This window comes from Alcanivorax xiamenensis (assembly GCF_009846745.1).
In the GTDB taxonomy this organism is placed as follows: Bacteria; Pseudomonadota; Gammaproteobacteria; order Pseudomonadales; family Alcanivoracaceae; genus Alloalcanivorax; species Alloalcanivorax xiamenensis.
The window spans coordinates 62,879-82,391 of the sequence record NZ_AQPF01000013.1 but is presented as its reverse complement, the minus strand read 5'-3'; the positions used below and the strand labels follow the sequence as shown (position 1 = coordinate 82,391).

The following is a 19,513-nucleotide window of genomic DNA, read 5'->3' as shown; positions in this document are numbered from 1 at the left end:
CTTTTTCCGAATCCGCCACCAGGGCGGGTTCTTCCGGCCTCGGCCGGACAACCCGATGGATACGACTGATCATGAACGACGAAGTTTCCCGCGACGACGATAACCCTGCCGAGAAGGAGCAAAAGAAAGGCGGTTTCTTCTCGCGCATGTTCCGCCGCGACCGCGAGGAAGCGGCCCCGGCCGAACCCTCCGCGAACGAGACAGAGTCCAGCGAGCCGGCCCCCGCCGCCCCTCCGGCGGAGCGGCGTGAAGCCACACCGGTGCCCGTGGAAAGCGCGGAGCCGGAGACGCCCGTGGCCGCCGCCGAGCCCGAGCCTGAACCCAGCGCACCGGTAGCGACCGAGGAAGAAGACAAGGCCGGTTTCTGGGCCCGCATGAAGGCGGGCATGAGCAAGACCAGCAAGAATCTGGGCAAGGGCCTGGCGGATCTGCTGGTGGGCGCCAAGGAGATCGACGACGAAATCTTCGAGGAGATCGAGACCCAGTTGCTGGTGGCGGACGTCGGCGTGGAGGCCACCGATGTGATTATCCAGGCGCTGACCGAGCGCGTCGGCCGCCAGGAACTGGTGGACGCCGACGCCCTCTACGAAGCGCTGCAGGAAGAGCTGCGCAAGCTGCTGGTGCCAGTGGATCAGCCGCTGGTCATCGACGGCACGCACAAACCTTACGTGATCCTGATGGTGGGCGTGAACGGCGTCGGCAAGACCACCACCATCGGCAAGCTGGCCTGCCGCTTCAAGGCGGAGGGCCGCAATGTGATGCTGGCCGCAGGCGATACCTTCCGCGCCGCCGCCGTGGAGCAATTGCAGGTATGGGGCGAACGCAATGATATTCCGGTGGTGGCGCAGCATACCGGCGCCGACTCCGCCAGTGTCATCTATGACGCGGTGCAGGCCGCCCAGTCCCGCCAGGCGGATGTGCTGATCGCCGATACCGCCGGCCGCCTGCACACCCGCGGCAACCTGATGGAAGAGCTGTCCAAGGTCACCCGGGTAATGAAAAAGCTGTCCCCGGAGGCGCCCCACGAAGTACTGCTGGTGCTGGACGCCGGCACCGGCCAGAACGCCATCAACCAGGCCCTGGAATTCCGTGAAACCGCCGGCGTCACCGGCCTGGTACTGACCAAACTGGATGGCACCGCCAAAGGCGGCATCCTGTTCGCTCTGGCCAAACGCACCGGTCTGCCGATCCGTTTCATTGGGGTCGGTGAGCGTCTGGAGGATCTGCGCCCCTTCAACGCGGAGGAATTCGTGCAGGCCTTGTTCGAGGACGTTACCTCCTGATCGAAGCTTCCCAGCACGCTCAACGAGACCAGCATCCATGATCAAATTCGACCGGGTCAGCAAACGCTACGCCAGTGGCAAGGACGCCCTGCGCAGGGTGTCGTTCGAGTTGCCCGCCGGGCAGCTCACCTTTCTCACTGGCCATTCCGGCGCCGGCAAATCGACCTTGCTCAAGCTGATCATGATGATCGAGCGCCCGACCCAGGGGCAGATCTTCGTCGGCCGGCAAAACCTGAATGGTTTCGGCAACCGCCATATCCCGTTGCTGCGCCGCAAGATTGGCATGGTCCACCAGAACCACCAGTTGCTGTTCGATCGCAGCGTGTTCGACAATGTGGCCCTGCCCTTGGTGATCGCCGGTTTCCCCAAGGCGGATATCGGCAAACGGGTACGCGCCGCCCTCGACAAGGTCGGCCTGCTCAGCAAGGAGAAGCAGAACCCGATCATGCTTTCCGGCGGCGAACAACAGCGGGTGGGCATCGCCCGGGCCGTGGTCAACAAGCCGCCGCTGCTGCTGGCCGACGAGCCCACCGGTAACCTGGACCCGGCGCTGTCCGCGGAGATCATGGACCTGTTCCACGACTTCGCCCGGGTCGGCGTGGCGGTACTGATCGCCACTCACGACCTGTCGCTGATCGCCCGCTACCGCCACCGCCTGCTGACTCTGCGCGAAGGCAACCTGATTCATGATGGCGTCGAGAGCGCCACCCCGGCCGCCGGAGACTGGTATGGCGCGTAATCCAAAACGCCCCGCCGGCGCCCGCAGCGCCCGCACTTCCCTGGGCGATCATTTCACCGCCTGGCGCCACCATCACCGGGATTCGCTGGCGGACGCCCTCGGGCGCATGCGCGGCACCCCCGGCAGCACCCTGCTCACCATTCTGGTGATCGCCATCGCCCTGGCCTTGCCCACCGGCCTGTCAGTGCTGTTGGACAACGCCCGGGTGATCACCCAGGGCTGGGATGGCCGCGCCCATCTGTCCGTGTTCCTGAAGATGGACATCAAGGAGGAACGGCAGCGGGCTCTGGCCAAGGACTGGGCGGCCCTGGACGGCGTGGCGGACACCGAGGTGATCACCCGCCAGCAGGCGCTGGACGAGTTCCGCGAGCAATCCGGCTTCGGTGACGTGCTTGAGGCTCTGCCGGATAACCCGCTGCCGCCATTGATCGTGGTGTTCCCGTCCAGCAATGAACCGGAAGCGCTGGAGGCCTTGCAGCAACGCCTGTCCAAACTGCCGGAAGTGGATCTGGCCCAGTTGGATGTGGCCTGGGTCCGGCGTCTGCACGCCATTATCGAGCTGGGGCAGCGCCTGATCGGCGTGCTGACCCTGGCCCTGGCCGCGGCCGTGGTACTGGTGGTGGTCAATACGGTGCGGCTGGCCATTGAGAGCCGCCGCGAGGAAATCGTGGTGATCAAGATTGTCGGCGGCACCGACGGTTTTGTCCGCCGTCCCTTCCTCTATAGCGGATTCTGCTGCGGTTTCGCTGGCGGGCTGGGGGCGCTGATCCTGGTTGGCACCGCCCTGTGGTGGCTGGGAGAACCAGTCAATCAGCTCCTTGACCTGTATGGAAGTGAATATTCGCTCACCGGGATGTCCCCGGCAACCGCGCTGATCCTGCCGCTGTTCAGCGGCGCCCTGGGCCTGCTTGGCGCCTGGCTGGCGGTGAGCCGGCACCTGGGTGAGATCGAGCCGCAGTTCTAGGCGCCCAAAGACCGGACTACGAAGCCGCTGTGGGAAGCTTGCTTGCAAGCGAATCTTTTGGGATCAAACCCCATTCGCTTGCAAGCAAGCTTCCCACAGTGGCTCTGTAGTTATATCCGAGCTCGCGATCCTGCTTTTTACCTCCTGTTACATCGATTCGTCATCCAATCATGGAATCATTGACCCAGATCGGGGTCCGATCGGGAGAGCGGGATCATTATTGATTCCGACGATAGCGGGGAACCAAAACCCCTATTAGCACTCAAAGGGACCGAGTGCTAATATCTTTCCCATCCAAAAGGGAGAAGGGATACATGAACACACAACTGCAACGTGCACAGGCCATGCCGCTGGCGGTACCGGGTAATGACCTGGACGCTTATATCCGCGCGGTCAACGCCGTGCCGGTGCTCAGTGCCGAGGAAGAGCGGGTACTGGCGGAGCGGTTGTACTTTCAGGAAGACCTGGACGCCGCCCGCAATATGGTACTGGCCCACCTGCGCTTCGTCGTGCATATCGCGCGCAGCTACACCGGCTACGGCCTGCCGCTGGGCGATCTGATCCAGGAAGGTAACGTCGGTCTGATGAAGGCGGTGAAACGCTTTGATCCGGCCAAGGGCGTGCGCCTGGTCAGCTTCGCGGTGCATTGGATCAAGGCGGAGATTCACGAATACGTGATCCGTAACTGGCGCATCGTCAAGGTGGCCACCACCAAGGCTCAGCGGAAACTTTTCTTCAACCTGCGAGGTCAGAAGAAACGTCTGGGCCGGTTGACGCCGGAAGAAGCCGCCCGGGTGGCCGATGATCTGGGAGTGACCCCGGAACAGGTGAAGGAAATGGAAGGTCGGCTGGGCGCCTATGATGCCAGCTTCGACGGCCCCATCAATGACGATGAGGACAACACCATTCCGTCACCGGCCGCGTACCTGCACAGCGACAACAGCGACCCCGCGGAGCTGCTCGCCGAGCAGGACGACCAGGACCGCAATTCCCGCAAGCTGGGCTCCGCCCTGCTGGCGCTGGATGATCGCAGCCGCGATATTCTGGAACGCCGCTGGCTGGCGGACAGCAAGTCCACCCTGCAGGAACTGGCTGATGAGTACGGTGTGTCCGCCGAGCGGATCCGCCAGTTGGAGAACAACGCGATCAAGAAGCTGCGTAACGCCATTGCTGCCTGATCGTTGCACGAACCCGTAATGCGCTGATTTTGTTTTTGTTACTTTTGCTTTGTTTGCTTTTCTGCCTTTTGCACGCCACCTTCGGGTGGCGTTTGCGTTATAATTCCGGCGTTTTTCCACTACCTTTCCCGATCACCCACGCATGAGGGATGGCTCTCAATGAATGCGTTACTCACTCTCGGCGCGCTCAACGGTGCCCTCGCGGTGATGCTGGGCGCGTTCGGCGCCCACGGTCTCAAGGCACGGGTCAGTCCCGCCGATCTGGCCATCTGGGAGACCGCCAGCCAATACCACTTCTATCATGCCCTGGCCCTGTTGCTGGCTGGCCTGCTGGCCCGCCAATTCTCCGCCGGCGCCGCCATCACCGCCGGTTGGGTGATGTTTGCCGGCATGGTGGTGTTCAGTGGTAGCCTGTATCTACTGGTGCTCAGCGGCCAACGCTGGCTCGGCGCGATCACACCCCTTGGCGGTGTCGCCCTGATCGTGGGCTGGCTGATGCTGGCCTGGGCTTTATTCCGTTCCGTGGATTGAATGATGACCACCCTGACCGTAAACGGCGAACCCTTTTCCCTGTCCGGCCGCACCGTGGCCGATCTGGTTCAGGCCCTGAATCTGAGCGGACGACGATTGGCGGTGGAAGTGAACCGGGATATCGTCCCCAAAAGCGCCCACGCCGATCATCTGCTGAGCGACGGGGATGTCGTGGAAATCGTGCACGCCATAGGGGGTGGGTGAGCCTCCGGCTCCCCCTTCTCCTTAACCCACCCATCTCAACCGAGGCCATCATGTCCGACCTACTCGATATCGCAGGAAAAACCTATTCCTCCCGGCTGCTGATCGGCACCGGCAAGTACAAGGATTTCGAGGAGACCCGATCGGCCATCGAGGAGAGCGGCGCGCAAATCGTCACCGTGGCGATTCGCCGTACCAATATCGGGCAGAACGCCGACGAACCCAACCTGCTGGACTTCGTCAGCCCGGACAAGTACACCATCCTTCCCAACACCGCCGGCTGCTTCAATGCCGACGACGCGGTGCGCACCTGCAAGCTGGCACGGGAACTGCTGGACGGTCATGACCTGGTGAAACTGGAAGTGCTGGGCGACCAGAAGACCTTGTATCCGAATATCACCCACACCCTGAAAGCCGCCCAAACCCTGGTGGACGACGGCTTCAAGGTGATGGTGTACACCAACGACGACCCGATCGTGGCCAAGGAACTGGAATCCATGGGCTGCGTGGCGGTGATGCCGCTGGGCTCGCTGATCGGCTCCGGCCTTGGCATCCTCAACCCGCACAATATCCACCTGATCCTGGAAGAGGCGGAAGTGCCGATCATCGTCGATGCCGGCGTGGGCACCGCTTCCGACGCCGCCATCGCCATGGAGCTGGGTTGTGACGGTGTGCTGCTGAACTCCGCCGTGGCCCATGCGAACAAACCGATTCTGATGGCCTCGGCCATGCGCAAGGCCATCGAAGCCGGCCGCGAATCGTTCCTGGCCGGCCGCATGCCACGCAAGGCCTACGCCACCGCATCCTCGCCGCTGGACGGCGTGAGCCGGTAACCGCCGCGAGAATCGCACCACATTCGCTGCCAAGGCAGCTTCCCACAGAGAGGAGCCACGGAGCCGCTGTGGGAAGCTGCCCTGGCAGCGAATCAGCCTGCGGGCTCTGCTACAATCCCACCCCCGACTCCACCAAGACCGGCACCATGCTCGATTTCATCAACCAGGACAAAGACCCGACCACCGGCAAGGTGATGCGCAAGGTACGCAGCTTCGTTCTGCGTGAAGGCCGCCTTACCGTTGGCCAGCGTCACGCCCTGGAAACCCTGTGGCCGCGCTATGGCCTGGAACGCGCCGGCGGCCCGTTGGAACCGGAAGCAGTGTTTGGCCGCGACGCCCCCCGGGTACTGGAAATCGGCTACGGCATGGGCCATTCCCTCGCCGCCATGGCGGCCGCTGCGCCGGAGCAGGATTTCATTGGCGTGGAGGTGCACCGGCCCGGCGTCGGTGCACTGCTGATGGAAATTGAGGAACAAGGCCTGAGCAACTTGCGCAGCTACTGCGATGACGCGGTGGACATCCTTAATCTGTGCATCCCCGATCACAGCCTGTCGCGGGTACAGCTCTATTTCCCCGACCCATGGCACAAGAAGAAGCATCACAAACGCCGCATCGTTCAGCCGGAATGGGTGGCGCTGGTGCGCGGCAAATTAAAGCAAGGCGGCACCCTGCACATGGCCACCGACTGGGAAGACTACGCGCAACATATGATGGCGGTGATGAACCAGGCGCCAGGCTTCCGCAATCCCGCCGGCGCCGGTCAATTCTCCGAACGCCCCGCGTGGCGGCCGGAAACCAAATTCGAACGCCGTGGCGCGCGGCTCGGGCATGGCGTCTGGGATCTGTTGTTCGAGGCGGCATAACCCCTCCGTGGGAAGCTTGCTTGCAAGCGAATGAGCTTTCAGGTCCCAAGATTCGCTTGCAAGCAAGCTCCCACAGCGGCTTCGTAGTCCGGTCTGTAATGCCTAGAACCGATATTGCGCGCCTATTCCCACGCTGTCGTATTCCAGATCGTCCACGCCGTTGGCGTCGATCTCGAACTTGTAGCGGTTATAGGCCGCGATCACCGCGAGCTGGTCGGTTACCAGATACTGCAACCGTAAGCCGTAGAAGAAATCGCGGGCATCGTCATCGTCCTTGAAGCCGTTGTAGCCATCGCTGACTTTCAGGGTCACGTCCACACTCTGTATGCCCAGCGTCCCTCCCAGTGACAACCGCTCCGTCACCGGCATCAGGCCATCCAGAGCCACATAGACTCCGTCCGCTTCCACCTCCATCCTGCCACTGTAAATCCGGGTTTCGGCGTCACCGAACTGGCGATACCCGAAACGGGCCTGGAAATACGGATTGAAGGCGACCCCCACATAGAGGTCCGTCCCCCATTCCGCATCGGGTGCACTGGCATGGATGAACGGATCGATACTTTCCACCACCTCATCCAGATTACTCTCGTCACGCATCAGCGAGCCGCCGACCAGCAGGCGCGGATCCTCGGCATGGGCGAGAGGAGACAGCGTTGCCGCGACGGCGGCCAGAACAACAGGTATTTGAGCAATTGATTTTTTCACGGTTTCCCTCCGCTTGTTATCCCGTTGGTTATTATGATCCGGCCTCCCCCAAATCGAGACCGAAGCGCAAATCCTAGCACAGGTCACCGTGACGCCAGGGCCAAAAAACACCCCCCTATCCACACTCCGTCCACTCACGACAGCGCTCTACTCCACCTCCGGTAACTTCCATGACCACAGCGTCCCCAGCACGCCCATCGCACCGAGGCTGATCAACGCCCACTCGGTACCCAGCAGCGACACCGCCGCGCTGACGCCACCAGCCGCCAGCAGCAGCACGCCGATCACGGTATTGCTCACCGCAGTGTAGTCGGTACGCTTGGTGCCGCCGGCCATGTCCACCAGGTAGGTTTTGCGACCAATGCGTACGCCGGCATGAGCGATGGCCAGCACGAAGAAGGCGAAAGGATAGAACCAGGCGGCGGCGCCTTCGCCGGCCAGAGCCAGCACCGCCACCAGCAGGCAGGTGGCCGAGGCCAGGCCGCCGCCACGGATCATAACCTTGCGGCTGGAAGCGTCGGCCATGAACCCCCATACACTGGCGGAGACGGTGCTGGCCAGACTCGACGCCACCAGGAACCCGCCCAGCAGCGCGGCGCCGGAATTCTGCTTCTGCGCCAGCACCACCAGAAACGGCGACCCCAGAGCGGACGCCATCAGCAGGGCCCGGGCAATCACGAAGTTACGGAAAGGCGCGTCACTGATCAGCAGCCCGAGGCTGCGCCAGGCATCCTTCAAGGCATGACCACCACCGGCGGTTTCGCCAGCGAATTCATCCACCAAGGCGAATACCCCCGCCGCCAGCAACCACGCCAGCGCGGCCCCCACCAGCAACACGGAATAGAACACCATGCCCGGATCCTGGCCACCGCGGAACAGCACCAAGCCGACCCCGAGCGTCACCAGACCGGACAGCGTCGCGGCGAGACCGGTAAGACGGCCGCGCCGGGCCTTGGGAATGCACTTGCCTTGCACATCCTTCATCGCCACCGAGCAGAAGCCCCTGCCCAGACTGAACACCACCAGCAGACCGGTGATAGCCAGACCGGCCGCCAGCCCCCGCCATTGCCACACCGCCAGCGCCATGCCCAGCACACAGAGCCCTTGAATCACCGAGCCGAGAACCCAGAATCCCTTGCGCACCGGATGCCGGCGCATCCAGGCGCCAATCAGCAACTGCGGAATCAGTGATCCGGATTCGCGGATCGGCACCAAGGCGGCGGTCAGAAACCCGGGGGCCCCCACCGCACCGATCAGCCAGGCGAGCACGGTTTTCGGGTTGATCAGCAAATCGCCGATCTTGGAAAGCAGATTGGCGACAATGATTTTGAAAAAATTGCCCGGCACCTCACGGCAGGCTTCTTCGCTGATGTCCGTGCAGGTCCGCGCATCCTCGTCATTGGCGACCAAGGCATATAGGCGATCCACCGTTGCCCGTGCCCCCGTGCCATTAACGTTCCTGTTGCTCATCATGTCCCCTTCTCACCGATCGACCCGACAAGAATAACATTCGCGGCTCGTGGACAGCGCTCTGAAACGCAACACGCAGGCATTCGCTGGCGAGCCAGCTTCCCACAGCGACTTCATGGCCCCTTCCGTGGGAAGCTGGCTTGCCAGCGAATGCAGCGCATGGACCACAATACCGGGGTGGCCGCATTGCATGCCTTGGGGGGGGTCGATAGACTTTGCCTCACCTTTGGATGATGACCCGAAATGCCCGAATCGATCCCCCAGGACTCCGTGGGCCTGGTACAGCCCCATACCCTCCATGTGGACCAGCCACTGGAGCTGGAGTGTGGGCGTCAGTTGCCATCCTACGACCTTGTCTACGAGACCTATGGCAACCTCAATGCCAGCGCCAATAACGCGGTGTTGATTTGCCATGCCCTGTCCGGCCATCACCACGCCGCGGGTTATCACGGCATGGACGAGAAACGTCCGGGCTGGTGGGACAGCTGCATCGGTCCGGGCAAGCCCATCGACACCAATCGCTTCTTCGTGGTGTGCCTGAACAATCTGGGTGGCTGCCACGGCTCCAGTGGCCCCACCTCCACCAATCCGGAGACCGGTCAGCTCTGGGGGCCGGACTTCCCGATGATGACGGTGAAGGACTGGGTCAAGAGTCAGGCCCGGCTGGCCGATGCTCTGGGCATCGAGCGGTGGGCGGCGGTGGTCGGCGGCAGCCTCGGCGGCATGCAGGCGCTGCAATGGGCGATCGATTTCCCGGAGCGCCTGCGTCACTCCGTGGTCATTGCCGCGGCCCCCAAGCTGTCGGCTCAGAACATCGCCTTCAATGAAGTCGCCCGCCAGTCCATCCTCACCGACCCGAATTTCCACGGCGGCCGCTATTATCTGCATGACACTTACCCTCGTCAGGGCCTGATCCTGGCGCGCATGGTCGGGCACATCACCTATCTCAGCGACGACGCCATGCGCATGAAGTTCGGCCGCGACTTGCGCTCCGGCCGCTTCCATTTCGGCTTCGATGTGGAATTCCAGGTGGAGTCGTATCTGCGTCACCAGGGCGAAACCTTCTCCCGTAATTTCGACGCCAATACCTATCTGCTGATGACCAAGGCGCTGGATTATTTCGATCCGGCCCGCGAACAGGGCGGAACCCTGGAGGAAGCGCTGGAGCGTACCCGTTGCGGCTTTCTGGTGATGTCCTTCAATTCCGACTGGCGCTTCTCGCCGGAGCGCAGCCGTGAAATCGTCAACGCCCTCACCCATGTGGGCCGCGACGTCAGCTACGCGGAGATCGACACGCCCAAGGGGCACGATGCTTTCCTTCTGCCGATCCCGGAGTATGTGAAGCTGTTCGGCGCTTACCTGCGCCGGGTGGCCGATGAGGTGGACGCCGATGGCCAATGATGCACAGCGAATCCGCGAGTGGATGCCCGAGCGTAATGATCTGAGCCTGATCAGCGACTGGATCCCGCGCAATGCCACCGTGCTGGACCTGGGGTGTGGTGATGGCGCGCTGCTGGCTCACCTGAAAGCGAGCAAGGGGGTTCGCGGCTATGGCCTGGAGATCGACCAGGACAATCTGGCCGCCTGTTTCGAAAATGGCGTCAACGTGATCGAGCAGGATCTGGACAATGGTCTGGACAACTTCCAGAACGATCGCTTCGATTACGTGGTGATGACCCAGGCCCTGCAGGCGGTGTTGCGCCCGGACCGCATCCTCGCGGAAATGTTGCGGGTGGGCCGCGAGGCGATCATCACCTTCCCCAATTTCGGCCACTGGCGGGTGCGCAGCTATCTCGCTTTCAAGGGGCGCATGCCGGTATCTTCCGCTCTGCCCTACGAGTGGTACGATACCCCCAACATTCACCTGTGCACGGTGCATGATTTCGAGACGCACTGCCGCAAAAACGACATCCGCATCATTCAACGCGAAGTGGTCAACCGCGATCACCGCAGCAGCACCCTGCCCCGGCTGTTGCCGAACTTGTTCGGCGAGATCGCCATCTATCGAGTGACCCGGTAACCGCGCACCGGGTCCCGCACACCCTGACTCAAGGAGACATCATGGCAACCGTGGTTCTGGCTTCCGGCAATCGTAAGAAGCTGGAGGAAATGAACGCCATTCTGGCGCCGCTGGACATGACCATCGTGCCACAGAGCGATTTCGATGTGCCGGAAGCGGAAGAGACTGGTCTGACCTTCGTCGAGAACGCCATCCTCAAGGCCCGCAACGCGGCCCGGCACACCGGCCTGCCCGCCATCGCCGATGACTCCGGTCTGGAAGTGGACGCTCTGAATGGCGCCCCCGGCATTTATTCCGCCCGCTTCTCCGGTGTCGGCGCCAGCGACGCGAAAAACAATGCCCTGCTGGTGGAAATGCTCGGCGACCTGCCCGATGCTCCGCGCACCGCCCGTTACCAGGCGCTATTGGTTCTGATGCGCCACGCCGAGGACCCGACACCGCTGGTCTGCCAAGGCAGTTGGGAAGGGAGCATCGTGCTTGAACCGCGCGGCGAATTCGGTTTCGGCTACGACCCGCATTTCCAGATCAGCGGCGACGACCGCACCGCCGCCCAGATGCCGCCGGAAGAAAAAAACCGCATCAGCCATCGCGCCCGAGCTCTGCAGCAGTTGATCGCGCAACTGCGGGAGCATCCACTGCCGTGACCCCGGAGCGGCCGCCCCTGGCGTTATATGTGCACGTACCCTGGTGCGTGCGCAAATGTCCGTATTGCGATTTCAATTCCCATCAGCGCGACACGCTGCCTGAAACCCAATACCTCGACGCCCTGCTGGCGGATCTCGACGCGGACCAGCGCTGGCTGGAAGGTGAGTTGGACCGGCCCGTTGTTTCGATCTTTATCGGCGGCGGCACACCGAGCCTGATGAGCGCCGATTTTTACCGGCGCCTGCTGGATGGCCTACGCCAGCGCCTGCCAATGGCCAACGACGTGGAAATCACCCTGGAGGCCAACCCCGGCACCGTGGAAGCGGGCCGCTTCGAAGGCTTCCGCGAAGCCGGCATCAACCGCCTGTCCATCGGCGTACAGAGCTTCGATCCCGGCCAGCTCACTGCTCTTGGGCGTATTCACGGCCCCGAGGAGGCCCGCCGCGCGGTGGCCCTGGCCCGCGCCGCCGGCTTTGATAATTTCAATCTGGATCTGATGCACGCCCTGCCCGGACAAACGCCGGCGCAAGCCTTGGAAGATCTGCAGGCGGCCATCGAGTTATCCCCCGCTCATCTGAGCTGGTACGAGCTCACCATCGAACCAAACACCGCTTTTTATCGCGCGCCTCCGACCCAACCCGACGAAGACAGCATGGCCGATATCGAGGAGCAGGGCTTTGCCCTGCTGCAGCGCCATGGTTATGAGCGCTATGAAGTTTCCGCCTTCGCCCGGCCGGGTCGCCACTGTCGCCACAATCTCAACTATTGGCGCTTTGGCGACTACCTGGCGATCGGCGCCGGCGCCCACGGCAAACTGACCCGCCGTGACGGGCAACGCCTGCGTTATCAAAAAACCCGGCAGCCGGAAGCCTATCTTCAGGCACCGGAACAGGCACGCCGCAGTGTCACCGCCATAGAAGATCCTCTGTTCGAAGCGTTGATGAACGCACTGCGTCTGGTCAACGGCGTTCCTTCATGCACATTGAGCCAATACTGTGGCGTGGATCAGGAGCGCATCGCCGCTCTGCTGGCCCCCTTGCGTGAACGCGACCTGCTGCAACCGGATCCGGATCAAATCGTTTGCACCGCTTTGGGATTACGCCACCTCAACACCGTGTTGGCGCTTATTGGGGAATCCCTCTCTGCCTCTTGATGCCTGCCTGATTTCTGGGCACACTCGGGCATTCTGGACGCCGTGGCCGCCGGGTTTGCCCTCATTATTCCGATCCGCTTTGTCGATTTGCCCTTGCCCCGAGCGACCCAGCCAGGAAAGAAAAAATCAAAACCACAGGGACGCAGCTTTATCCGTTTCCGGTTTCGCCGGTTCGCCAAATGATTCATAGCCATCGGCAGGTATCAGGGCCGCTGTAGGAGCTTGTATGCTGCCTTGCAAGCTCCAGCGCGCCATTCGCCAGCAAGCCGGCTTCCACGGATCATGCTACGAAGCCGCTGTGGGAAGCTTGCTTGCAAGCGAATGACCAACGGCCCAGGCGCATTCGCGCCAAGGCCGCTTCCCACAGCGGCTTCGTAGTCCGGTCCGTGGAAAGCTGGCAGGCAACGAAAATATCTAAACAAGCAGGTTGCACATCGGGGTTTGGATCATGACAAAACGCATGGTGATTATGCTGGTCTGCGTTGGCGTATTGTTCGGCGCCATCTTTGGCTGGAAGGCGTTCATCAACCATATGATGACGGGCTTCTTCGACAATATGCCCATGCCGGTGGCGAACGTCTCCACCGCCGAGGCGACCCGGGACGAATGGGCGCTGTCACTGGAAGCGGTGGGCACCGTGGAAGCGGTCAACGGCGTCGACGTCACCAGCCAGGTCGGCGGCGAAGTGGCGGCCATCGAGTTCACCTCCGGCGACCAGGTGAAAAAAGGCGACCTGCTGGTGCGGCTGGAATCCCGCGCCGACCAGGCTCAACTCAAAGCCCTGGAAGCCACCGCTCAGTTGGCCCGTCAGGAATACGACCGCTATCAGCGCCTGTTCAAACAAGGCTCGATCTCACAATCCGAACTGGATAACCGCCGTGCTCAAAGGGATCAATCCGTGGCCCAGGCGGACGCGCAGCGGCAGCAGCTCAGCTACAAGACCATTCGCGCGCCCTTCGACGGGGTGCTGGGGATCCGCCGCGTGGATATCGGCCAGTACCTGCAACCCGGCACGCCGGTGGTCAGCCTGGCGCAACTGGATCCGATCTTCGTCAACTTCGCCCTGCCCGAACAGACGCTGAGCAAAATCGGCACCGGCCTGACCGCCCGTGCCTCGCTGGACGCTTACCCGGATGACACGTTCGAGGGCACCATCACCGCCATCGAGCCGGGCGTCAACGAGACCACCCGCAACGTCACCATTCAGGCGTCCTTCGACAACGCGGATCAGCGTATGCGCCCGGGTATGTTCGCCAACGTCACCATCCAGTTGCCGCAATCCGAACCGGTGGTGGTGATCCCCCGCACGGCGGTGGCCTACGCGCCTTACGGTAACGCGGTGTTCGTGATCCAGGACGCGCCGGCGAAGGAAGGCGAGCAGGCCGAACAGCAAAGCGAGGACGGCGCCGGCAAGATCGTGCGCAAGCGGTTCGTGAAGCTGGGACGCCAGCGCGGTGATCTGGTGGTGGTGGAATCCGGTCTGGAACCCGGAGAGATTGTCGCCACCAGTGGCCTGCTCAAGCTGCGTAATGACGCCCCCGTGGCTATTGAGAATGACGTACAGCCTTCCGCGGAAGCCACGCCCGAGCCGGCGAACAGCTGAGGTCGCCCATGAAATTCACGGATATCTTCATCAATAAACCGGTTCTGGCCTCGGTGGTCAGCCTGTTTATTCTGCTTCTCGGGTTGCGCGCCGCCACGGAATTGAACGTACGTCAGTATCCCGAGCTGGAAAACGCGGTGATCACCGTCACCACCATTTACACCGGTGCCGACGCGGACCTGATCCAGGGCTTTATCACCACGCCGCTGGAACAGGAAATCGCTTCGGCGAACGGCATCGACTATCTGGTTTCCACATCCCTGCAAGGGGCGTCCTCAATCCAGGCTTATGTGCGGCTGGGCCAGGATCCCAACGAAACCCTGACGCAGGTCGTCGCCAAGGTGAACAAGATGCGCAGCGAGCTGCCGGAGGAGTCCGAGGACCCCACGGTGGAGCTGGCCATCGGTGATGACATCGCCGCAATGTATTTGTCGTTTTCCTCCCAGGTACTGGATAACAACCAGATCACCGATTATCTGGTGCGCGTGGTGCAGCCAAAACTGGCCACCATCAACGGTGTGCAGCGGGCACGGATTCTCGGTGACCGCACCTTCGCCATGCGCGCCTGGCTGAAGCCTGAGCGCATGGCGGCGCTGGGTATCACTCCTTCCGATGTCTATGCCGCGCTGGAGCAGAACAATGTCCTCGCCGCGGTGGGCAGCACCAAGGGCACCAATGTGGCGCTGGACCTCAAGGCGGAAACCGACCTCAATGACGTCGCCGGCTTCCGGCGTCTGGTGATCCGCGCCCAGGACAATGCCATCGTGCGCCTCGAGGACGTGGCCGACGTGGAGCTGGGATCGGAATCCTATGCCGCCTCGGTGACCTTCAACGGCCAGAAGGCCACGTTCATGGGTATCGAAGTGGCCCCGGACGCCAACTCCCTGGACGTGATCGCCGAGGTAAGGAAGGTGCTGGAAGACGAGATCTTTCCGCAAATGCCGGAGGGTCTGGAAGGCAATATTCCTTACGACGGCACCGAGTATATTCAGGACTCCATCGACGAGGTGGTGAAGACCCTGGTGGAAGCGGTGCTCATCGTTATTCTGGTGATTTACGCTTTCCTTGGCTCCTTCCGCACCGTGTTGATTCCCGCCATCGCCGTGCCACTTTCCATGGTCGGCGCTCTGTTCCTGATGTTGCTGATGGGGTTCTCCATCAACCTGCTGACCTTGCTGGCCATGGTGCTGGCCATCGGCATCGTGGTGGACGACGCCATCATTGTCCTGGAAAACGTGCATCGCCATGTGGAGGAGGGACTGTCTCCCAAGGACGCGGCACTCAAGGGTGCGCGCGAGCTGGCCTGGCCGGTGGTGGCGATGACCACCACGCTGGTGGCGGTGTACCTGCCGATCGGTTTCATGGGCGGGCTCACCGGCACGCTGTTCGTGGAATTCGCTTTCTCCCTGGCCGGCGCGGTGCTGCTGTCCGGGGTGGTGGCACTGACCTTGTCACCGATGATGTGCGCCAAGATTCTCAAGGCCCACGACCCGGAGCATCGCGGCAATCGCTTTGAAGCCTGGCTGAACCGTCAGTTCGAGAAACTGGCCGGCAGCTATGAGCGGCGACTGCACGGCGCCCTGAATGACGTGCCCACGGTGCTGGTGTTCGGTCTGATCATTCTGGTGTCCTGTTACTTCCTGTTCGTCACCTCGCCGAGCGAACTGGAGCCCAAGGAAGACCAGGGCTTCGTGCTGGTCTCCTCCACCGCCGACCCTTACGTGACGCTGGACTACCTGGAGCCGTTCACCCGGGAGCTGGAACAGATCGCCGCCGACACCCCGGCGGTGGAAAACATCTTCCTGCTCAACGGCCTTGGCGGTGGCGCCGGTACCGCCGCCTCCAACACCGCCCTGGCGGGCTTCGTGCTGGACAGTTGGAATGAGCGGGATGTCACCACTCACGAGTTCCAGCAACAGTTGTCCGAGCAAGTAAACAGCGTCGCCGGTCTGCAATCGGCGGTGTTCGTGCCACCGTCCCTGCCCAGCGGTGGTGGCATGTTGCCGGTGGAGTTCGTTATCGGCACCACCGAACCCACCGAGAATCTGCAGGAACTGGCCAACGAGATCCTGGGCAAGGCGCAGGAAAGCCGCAAGTTCATCTTCCTGGATACGGACCTGAAGATCGACAAGCCGCGCTATAACATCGTTATCGACCGGGAGAAAGCCGCATCACTGGGCATCACCATGCGTCAGTTGGCGCAGGAACTGGGCGCCATGTTGTCCGGCGCTTACGCCAACCGCTTCTCCCTGGAAAACCGGTCCTACAAGGTGATTCCCCAGGTTCAGCGCAGCGATCGGCTGACGCCGGAACAGTTGCAGCAATACTACATTCGCACCGGCTCCGGCGAACTGATTCCGCTGGCCACCCTGGTGCGTCTGGAAGAAACCGTGCAACCGCAACAATTGAAACGGTTCCAGCAGTTGAACTCGGTGACCATTTCCGGCGTGCAGCGCCCCGGGGTGACGCTGGGCGAAGCGCTCGGCATTCTGGAAAGCGCCGCACAGGAAGTGCTGCCTCCCGGCTACAGCTTGGACTATTCCGGGCAGTCTCGGCAGTTCAAGAAAGAAGGCAGCGATCTGATGATCACGTTCTTCTTTGCCCTGATCGTGATCTACCTGGTTCTGGCGGCCCAGTTCGAATCCTTCCGCGACCCGATCATCATGCTGGTCACGGTGCCCATGTCCGTGTGCGGCGCCATGATCTTCGTCAGCCTGGGTCTGGCCACCCTCAACATCTACACGCAGGTGGGGCTGGTGACCTTGATCGGGGTGATATCGAAACACGGGATTCTGATCGTGGAGTTCGCCAACAAGATGCAGGAAGAGGGCATGGGCAAACGGGAGGCCATCGAACACGCCGCCGCCGTGCGCCTGCGTCCGGTACTGATGACCACGGCGGCTCTGGTGCTGGCGATGATTCCGCTGCTGATCGCCGCCGGCCCCGGCGGCGGCGCCCGCTTCGCCATCGGTCTGGTGGTGGCCGCCGGCATGACCATCGGCACCCTGTTCACCCTGTTCGTGGTGCCGGCCATGTACATGCTGTTGGGCCGTAACGAAGGGCATGGTGACGAAGAGACGGAGACATTGCCGGAACCGGCGGAGACTTGATCGGAGTTGGGCCAGTGCTGTCCCACTGTTGTGGGACAGCCGCTTATACGCACATACCATTCGCGAGTGAACTCGCTTCCCACAGACAAGACTACGAAGCCGCTGTGGGAGCTTCGTCCTGCCTTGGCGGGAGAACTCCCACGTATGGCGGATTCAGAACGTCCAGGAAGCGGACAGGGCGGGACCTTTCAGGGTGACGTTGTCCTTGTCACGATAGAACATGTATTCCACGTTGACGTCGAAGCGCTCGCTGACGCCGAAATCGATCCCCAGGCCGTAGGACGAGTCATACCATTTGTCCGAGACCTTGCCGCCGCCATCCACGTCCATTTCTTCCTTGCCTTCGGTATAACCGCCAATCAGATACGGCGTGGCCATGGTGGCGTTGGGACCGCTCAGCTTTACATAGGCGCCGTAGAAATATTTCTGGCGGTACTCGCCTTTGATAGAGGTGCCATTGAGGCGGTCTTCGTTGCTGTTCATCGTGGAACCGCCGCGCATCTCCACCGCGAACCAGCGGTTGATACGGCCGCCCAGCTTGGCGATCAGGTCGCCGGTCTCGAAGCGATCATCACCGAAAAAACGGTCATCCTGTTCATGATATCCGTATCCCAGGGACACGTAGGCTTCGCCGTGCGCCACGGATACACCCATCCCCATGGCCACGGCGGCCAGTGCAGCCACGCAACGTTGCATAGCGGACTCCTCGAAAGATCAATCGGTAGCGGCGCGATTATTGCGCCGCGTTGGCTTCTCGTATTTTTTTCTCCGCCTGTTTGCGCTCATGTTGCGTCGGCGTGCAGCCCAGACAACGCAAAAAAGTGGCGCGGGCGGGATTCTTCACCAGCACTTCGGCGGCTTCGCCTTCATTATCACCGAGCACGGAGAACGGTAACATTACCGTATACACGGCCAGACCGCCCACCGTACCGACGGCCATGACCGGCCGGACGATCACCGCGTCCCCGAACATGGCCAGCGCCGACGGCTGATCGGCGTCTTCGTCCATGGGACGGGCTTGTGCGGTTTGGGATACGGTGCAGATGATGGTGGCGGCCGCCAGCAGGCGCAGGGCTCGCTTCATTGTGAGTCCCTCTTCGACAGGTTCTCGTTGGATAGCAGGAATGGCCGGTTTCATGCCGACCGTTCTGAATAGGAGCCCCCGCGGCCGTCCCTCGACCGCGGGAGCGGCGACTCACCCCCCACAGGTACAACCCCCACACAAGAAGATGGTCCGGGCTCCCCCCTTTTGCTGAGTCGCCGGGGCATTGTTACCCCAATTCAGCAGTCGTGCTGACTACTGGTTCACAATCTAAATCTTTATTCGTAGATAAACAATACGATAGCACACTGAGTTCAGAAAGCGGTTGAACCCGCCTCAGCGCTGACAACGGGGACAGTGCACCGTACTGCGCTGGCCGTGGCGCCCGCCCCGCAGCGGCGTTCCGCACTGCCGGCAAGGCTCTCCCGCGCGGCCATAGACTCGCAATTCCTGGGCAAAGTACCCGGGCTGACCGTCGACCCGGGTGAAGTCCCGCAAGGTGGTGCCCCCGGCCTCGATGGCCCGTGCCAGGACTTCCCGGATAGCCTCCGCCAGAAGGCGGTAACGAGCCAGGCTGATGCGCCCCGCTGGCCGGGAAGGGTGAATTCCCGCCAAGAACAGGCTTTCTTGCGCGTAAATGTTGCCAACGCCCACCACCGTGGCGTTGTCCATGATGAACGTCTTCACCGATGCCTTGCGGCCACGGCTGCGCCGGTGCAGCCAGTCTCCGGTGAAGGCGGCATCCAGCGGTTCCGGGCCCAGGCCGGTGAACAAAGGGTGTTGCTCCAGGTCCGGCAGATAAAGCACCGCGCCGAACCGGCGGGGATCGTTGAAGCGCAATAACTGCCCGGAATCGAGCACCAGATCCACATGATCGTGCTTGCGCGGCGGTGCGTCTTCCGGCACCACTCGCAGCGTTCCGGACATGCCCAGGTGCATGCCCAGATGCAGGCCGTCCAGATCCAGCAGCAAGTATTTGGCGCGCCGCCGCATCGCGAGCACCGGCCGATCCCGCAAAGCCGCTACCCGCTCGTCCACCGGCCAGCGCAATCGGGGCTCGCGCACTGTCACCGACCGCAGACGGCGCCCGGTCAAATGAGGCTCAATCCCCCGCCGCGTGGTTTCCACTTCGGGCAATTCGGGCATTTACGGCTCCTTGGAAGGTAAATGGGA

The 19,513-nt window shown here is 62.2% G+C and carries 19 protein-coding genes; 14 read left to right on the top strand and 5 right to left on the bottom strand.

The window, feature by feature from the left end:
- Positions 1-71 precede the first annotated feature (71 nt).
- From ftsY to trmB, 8 genes are all read left to right on the top strand, one after another.
- On the top strand, positions 72-1,283 hold the full coding sequence (ftsY, locus tag A6D6_RS10540) for a signal recognition particle-docking protein FtsY (RefSeq protein WP_159660702.1): 1,212 nt from the start codon (positions 72-74) through the stop codon (positions 1,281-1,283).
- Between the two features lie 37 nt (positions 1,284-1,320).
- A complete protein-coding gene (ftsE, locus tag A6D6_RS10535) occupies positions 1,321-2,022 on the top strand; it encodes a cell division ATP-binding protein FtsE (RefSeq protein ID WP_022997089.1) in 702 nt (233 codons plus the stop codon).
- Positions 2,012-2,986: a permease-like cell division protein FtsX gene (gene ftsX, locus A6D6_RS10530; RefSeq protein ID WP_133492766.1), complete on the top strand. Its 975-nt coding sequence runs from the start codon at positions 2,012-2,014 to the stop codon at positions 2,984-2,986. The genes ftsE and ftsX overlap by 11 nt, the downstream gene beginning before the upstream one ends.
- 314 nt (positions 2,987-3,300) lie before the next feature.
- On the top strand, positions 3,301-4,164 hold the full coding sequence (rpoH, locus tag A6D6_RS10525; RefSeq protein ID WP_133492765.1) for an RNA polymerase sigma factor RpoH: 864 nt from the start codon (positions 3,301-3,303) through the stop codon (positions 4,162-4,164).
- Between the two features lie 159 nt (positions 4,165-4,323).
- Positions 4,324-4,695, top strand: a complete 372-nt coding sequence (locus A6D6_RS10520) for a DUF423 domain-containing protein (protein ID WP_159660701.1) — start codon at positions 4,324-4,326, stop codon at positions 4,693-4,695.
- Complete coding sequence (gene thiS, locus A6D6_RS10515; protein WP_097058213.1) at positions 4,696-4,899, top strand: sulfur carrier protein ThiS; 204 nt, start codon at positions 4,696-4,698, stop codon at positions 4,897-4,899. It abuts the gene before it with no gap.
- Between the two features lie 50 nt (positions 4,900-4,949).
- The gene (locus A6D6_RS10510; RefSeq protein ID WP_133492763.1) at positions 4,950-5,729 is read left to right on the top strand and encodes a thiazole synthase; all 780 of its coding nucleotides are present in this window, start codon (positions 4,950-4,952) and stop codon (positions 5,727-5,729) included.
- 146 nt (positions 5,730-5,875) lie between these two features.
- Positions 5,876-6,592, top strand: a complete 717-nt coding sequence (trmB, locus tag A6D6_RS10505) for a tRNA (guanosine(46)-N7)-methyltransferase TrmB (RefSeq protein ID WP_133492825.1) — start codon at positions 5,876-5,878, stop codon at positions 6,590-6,592.
- A 102-nt stretch (positions 6,593-6,694) separates the two neighbouring features.
- Here trmB and A6D6_RS10500 read toward each other — a convergent pair whose 3' ends face one another.
- The gene (locus A6D6_RS10500) at positions 6,695-7,297 is read right to left on the bottom strand and encodes a porin family protein (protein ID WP_159660700.1); all 603 of its coding nucleotides are present in this window, start codon (positions 7,295-7,297) and stop codon (positions 6,695-6,697) included.
- Between the two features lie 147 nt (positions 7,298-7,444).
- Positions 7,445-8,770 carry an MFS transporter gene (locus A6D6_RS10495; protein WP_236564072.1) on the bottom strand — a complete coding sequence of 442 codons (1,326 nt, stop codon included), beginning with the start codon at positions 8,768-8,770 and terminating at the stop codon, positions 7,445-7,447.
- A gap of 240 nt (positions 8,771-9,010) precedes the next feature.
- Between A6D6_RS10495 and metX the strand changes: the two genes are divergently transcribed.
- From metX to A6D6_RS10465, 6 genes are all read left to right on the top strand, one after another.
- Positions 9,011-10,168, top strand: a complete 1,158-nt coding sequence (metX, locus tag A6D6_RS10490; RefSeq protein WP_133492760.1) for a homoserine O-succinyltransferase MetX — start codon at positions 9,011-9,013, stop codon at positions 10,166-10,168.
- Positions 10,158-10,787, top strand: a complete 630-nt coding sequence (gene metW / locus A6D6_RS10485; protein WP_133492759.1) for a methionine biosynthesis protein MetW — start codon at positions 10,158-10,160, stop codon at positions 10,785-10,787. Before metX ends, metW begins: the two co-directional genes overlap by 11 nt.
- 41 nt (positions 10,788-10,828) lie before the next feature.
- Complete coding sequence (gene rdgB / locus A6D6_RS10480) at positions 10,829-11,431, top strand: RdgB/HAM1 family non-canonical purine NTP pyrophosphatase (protein ID WP_201303758.1); 603 nt, start codon at positions 10,829-10,831, stop codon at positions 11,429-11,431.
- Positions 11,428-12,585, top strand: a complete 1,158-nt coding sequence (gene hemW / locus A6D6_RS10475) for a radical SAM family heme chaperone HemW (protein WP_159660699.1) — start codon at positions 11,428-11,430, stop codon at positions 12,583-12,585. The genes rdgB and hemW overlap by 4 nt, the downstream gene beginning before the upstream one ends.
- A 448-nt stretch (positions 12,586-13,033) precedes the next feature.
- On the top strand, positions 13,034-14,188 hold the full coding sequence (locus tag A6D6_RS10470; protein WP_159660698.1) for an efflux RND transporter periplasmic adaptor subunit: 1,155 nt from the start codon (positions 13,034-13,036) through the stop codon (positions 14,186-14,188).
- Positions 14,189-14,196: 8 nt separating this feature from the next.
- A complete protein-coding gene (locus tag A6D6_RS10465) occupies positions 14,197-17,298 on the top strand; it encodes an efflux RND transporter permease subunit (RefSeq protein ID WP_159660697.1) in 3,102 nt (1,033 codons plus the stop codon).
- A gap of 153 nt (positions 17,299-17,451) precedes the next feature.
- Here the strand turns inward: A6D6_RS10465 and A6D6_RS10460 are convergent, their stop codons facing one another.
- The 3 genes from A6D6_RS10460 to mutM all read right to left on the bottom strand — a co-directional run bounded on the left by A6D6_RS10460 (position 17,452) and on the right by mutM (position 19,486).
- Positions 17,452-17,994, bottom strand: a complete 543-nt coding sequence (locus A6D6_RS10460) for an outer membrane beta-barrel protein (protein WP_159660696.1) — start codon at positions 17,992-17,994, stop codon at positions 17,452-17,454.
- 37 nt (positions 17,995-18,031) lie between these two features.
- On the bottom strand, positions 18,032-18,382 hold the full coding sequence (locus A6D6_RS10455) for a hypothetical protein (RefSeq protein WP_133492753.1): 351 nt from the start codon (positions 18,380-18,382) through the stop codon (positions 18,032-18,034).
- 294 nt (positions 18,383-18,676) lie between these two features.
- Entirely contained in the window at positions 18,677-19,486 is an 810-nt protein-coding gene (gene mutM / locus A6D6_RS10450; RefSeq protein WP_159660695.1) for a bifunctional DNA-formamidopyrimidine glycosylase/DNA-(apurinic or apyrimidinic site) lyase, read from the bottom strand.
- Between the last annotated feature and the right edge of the window lie 27 nt (positions 19,487-19,513).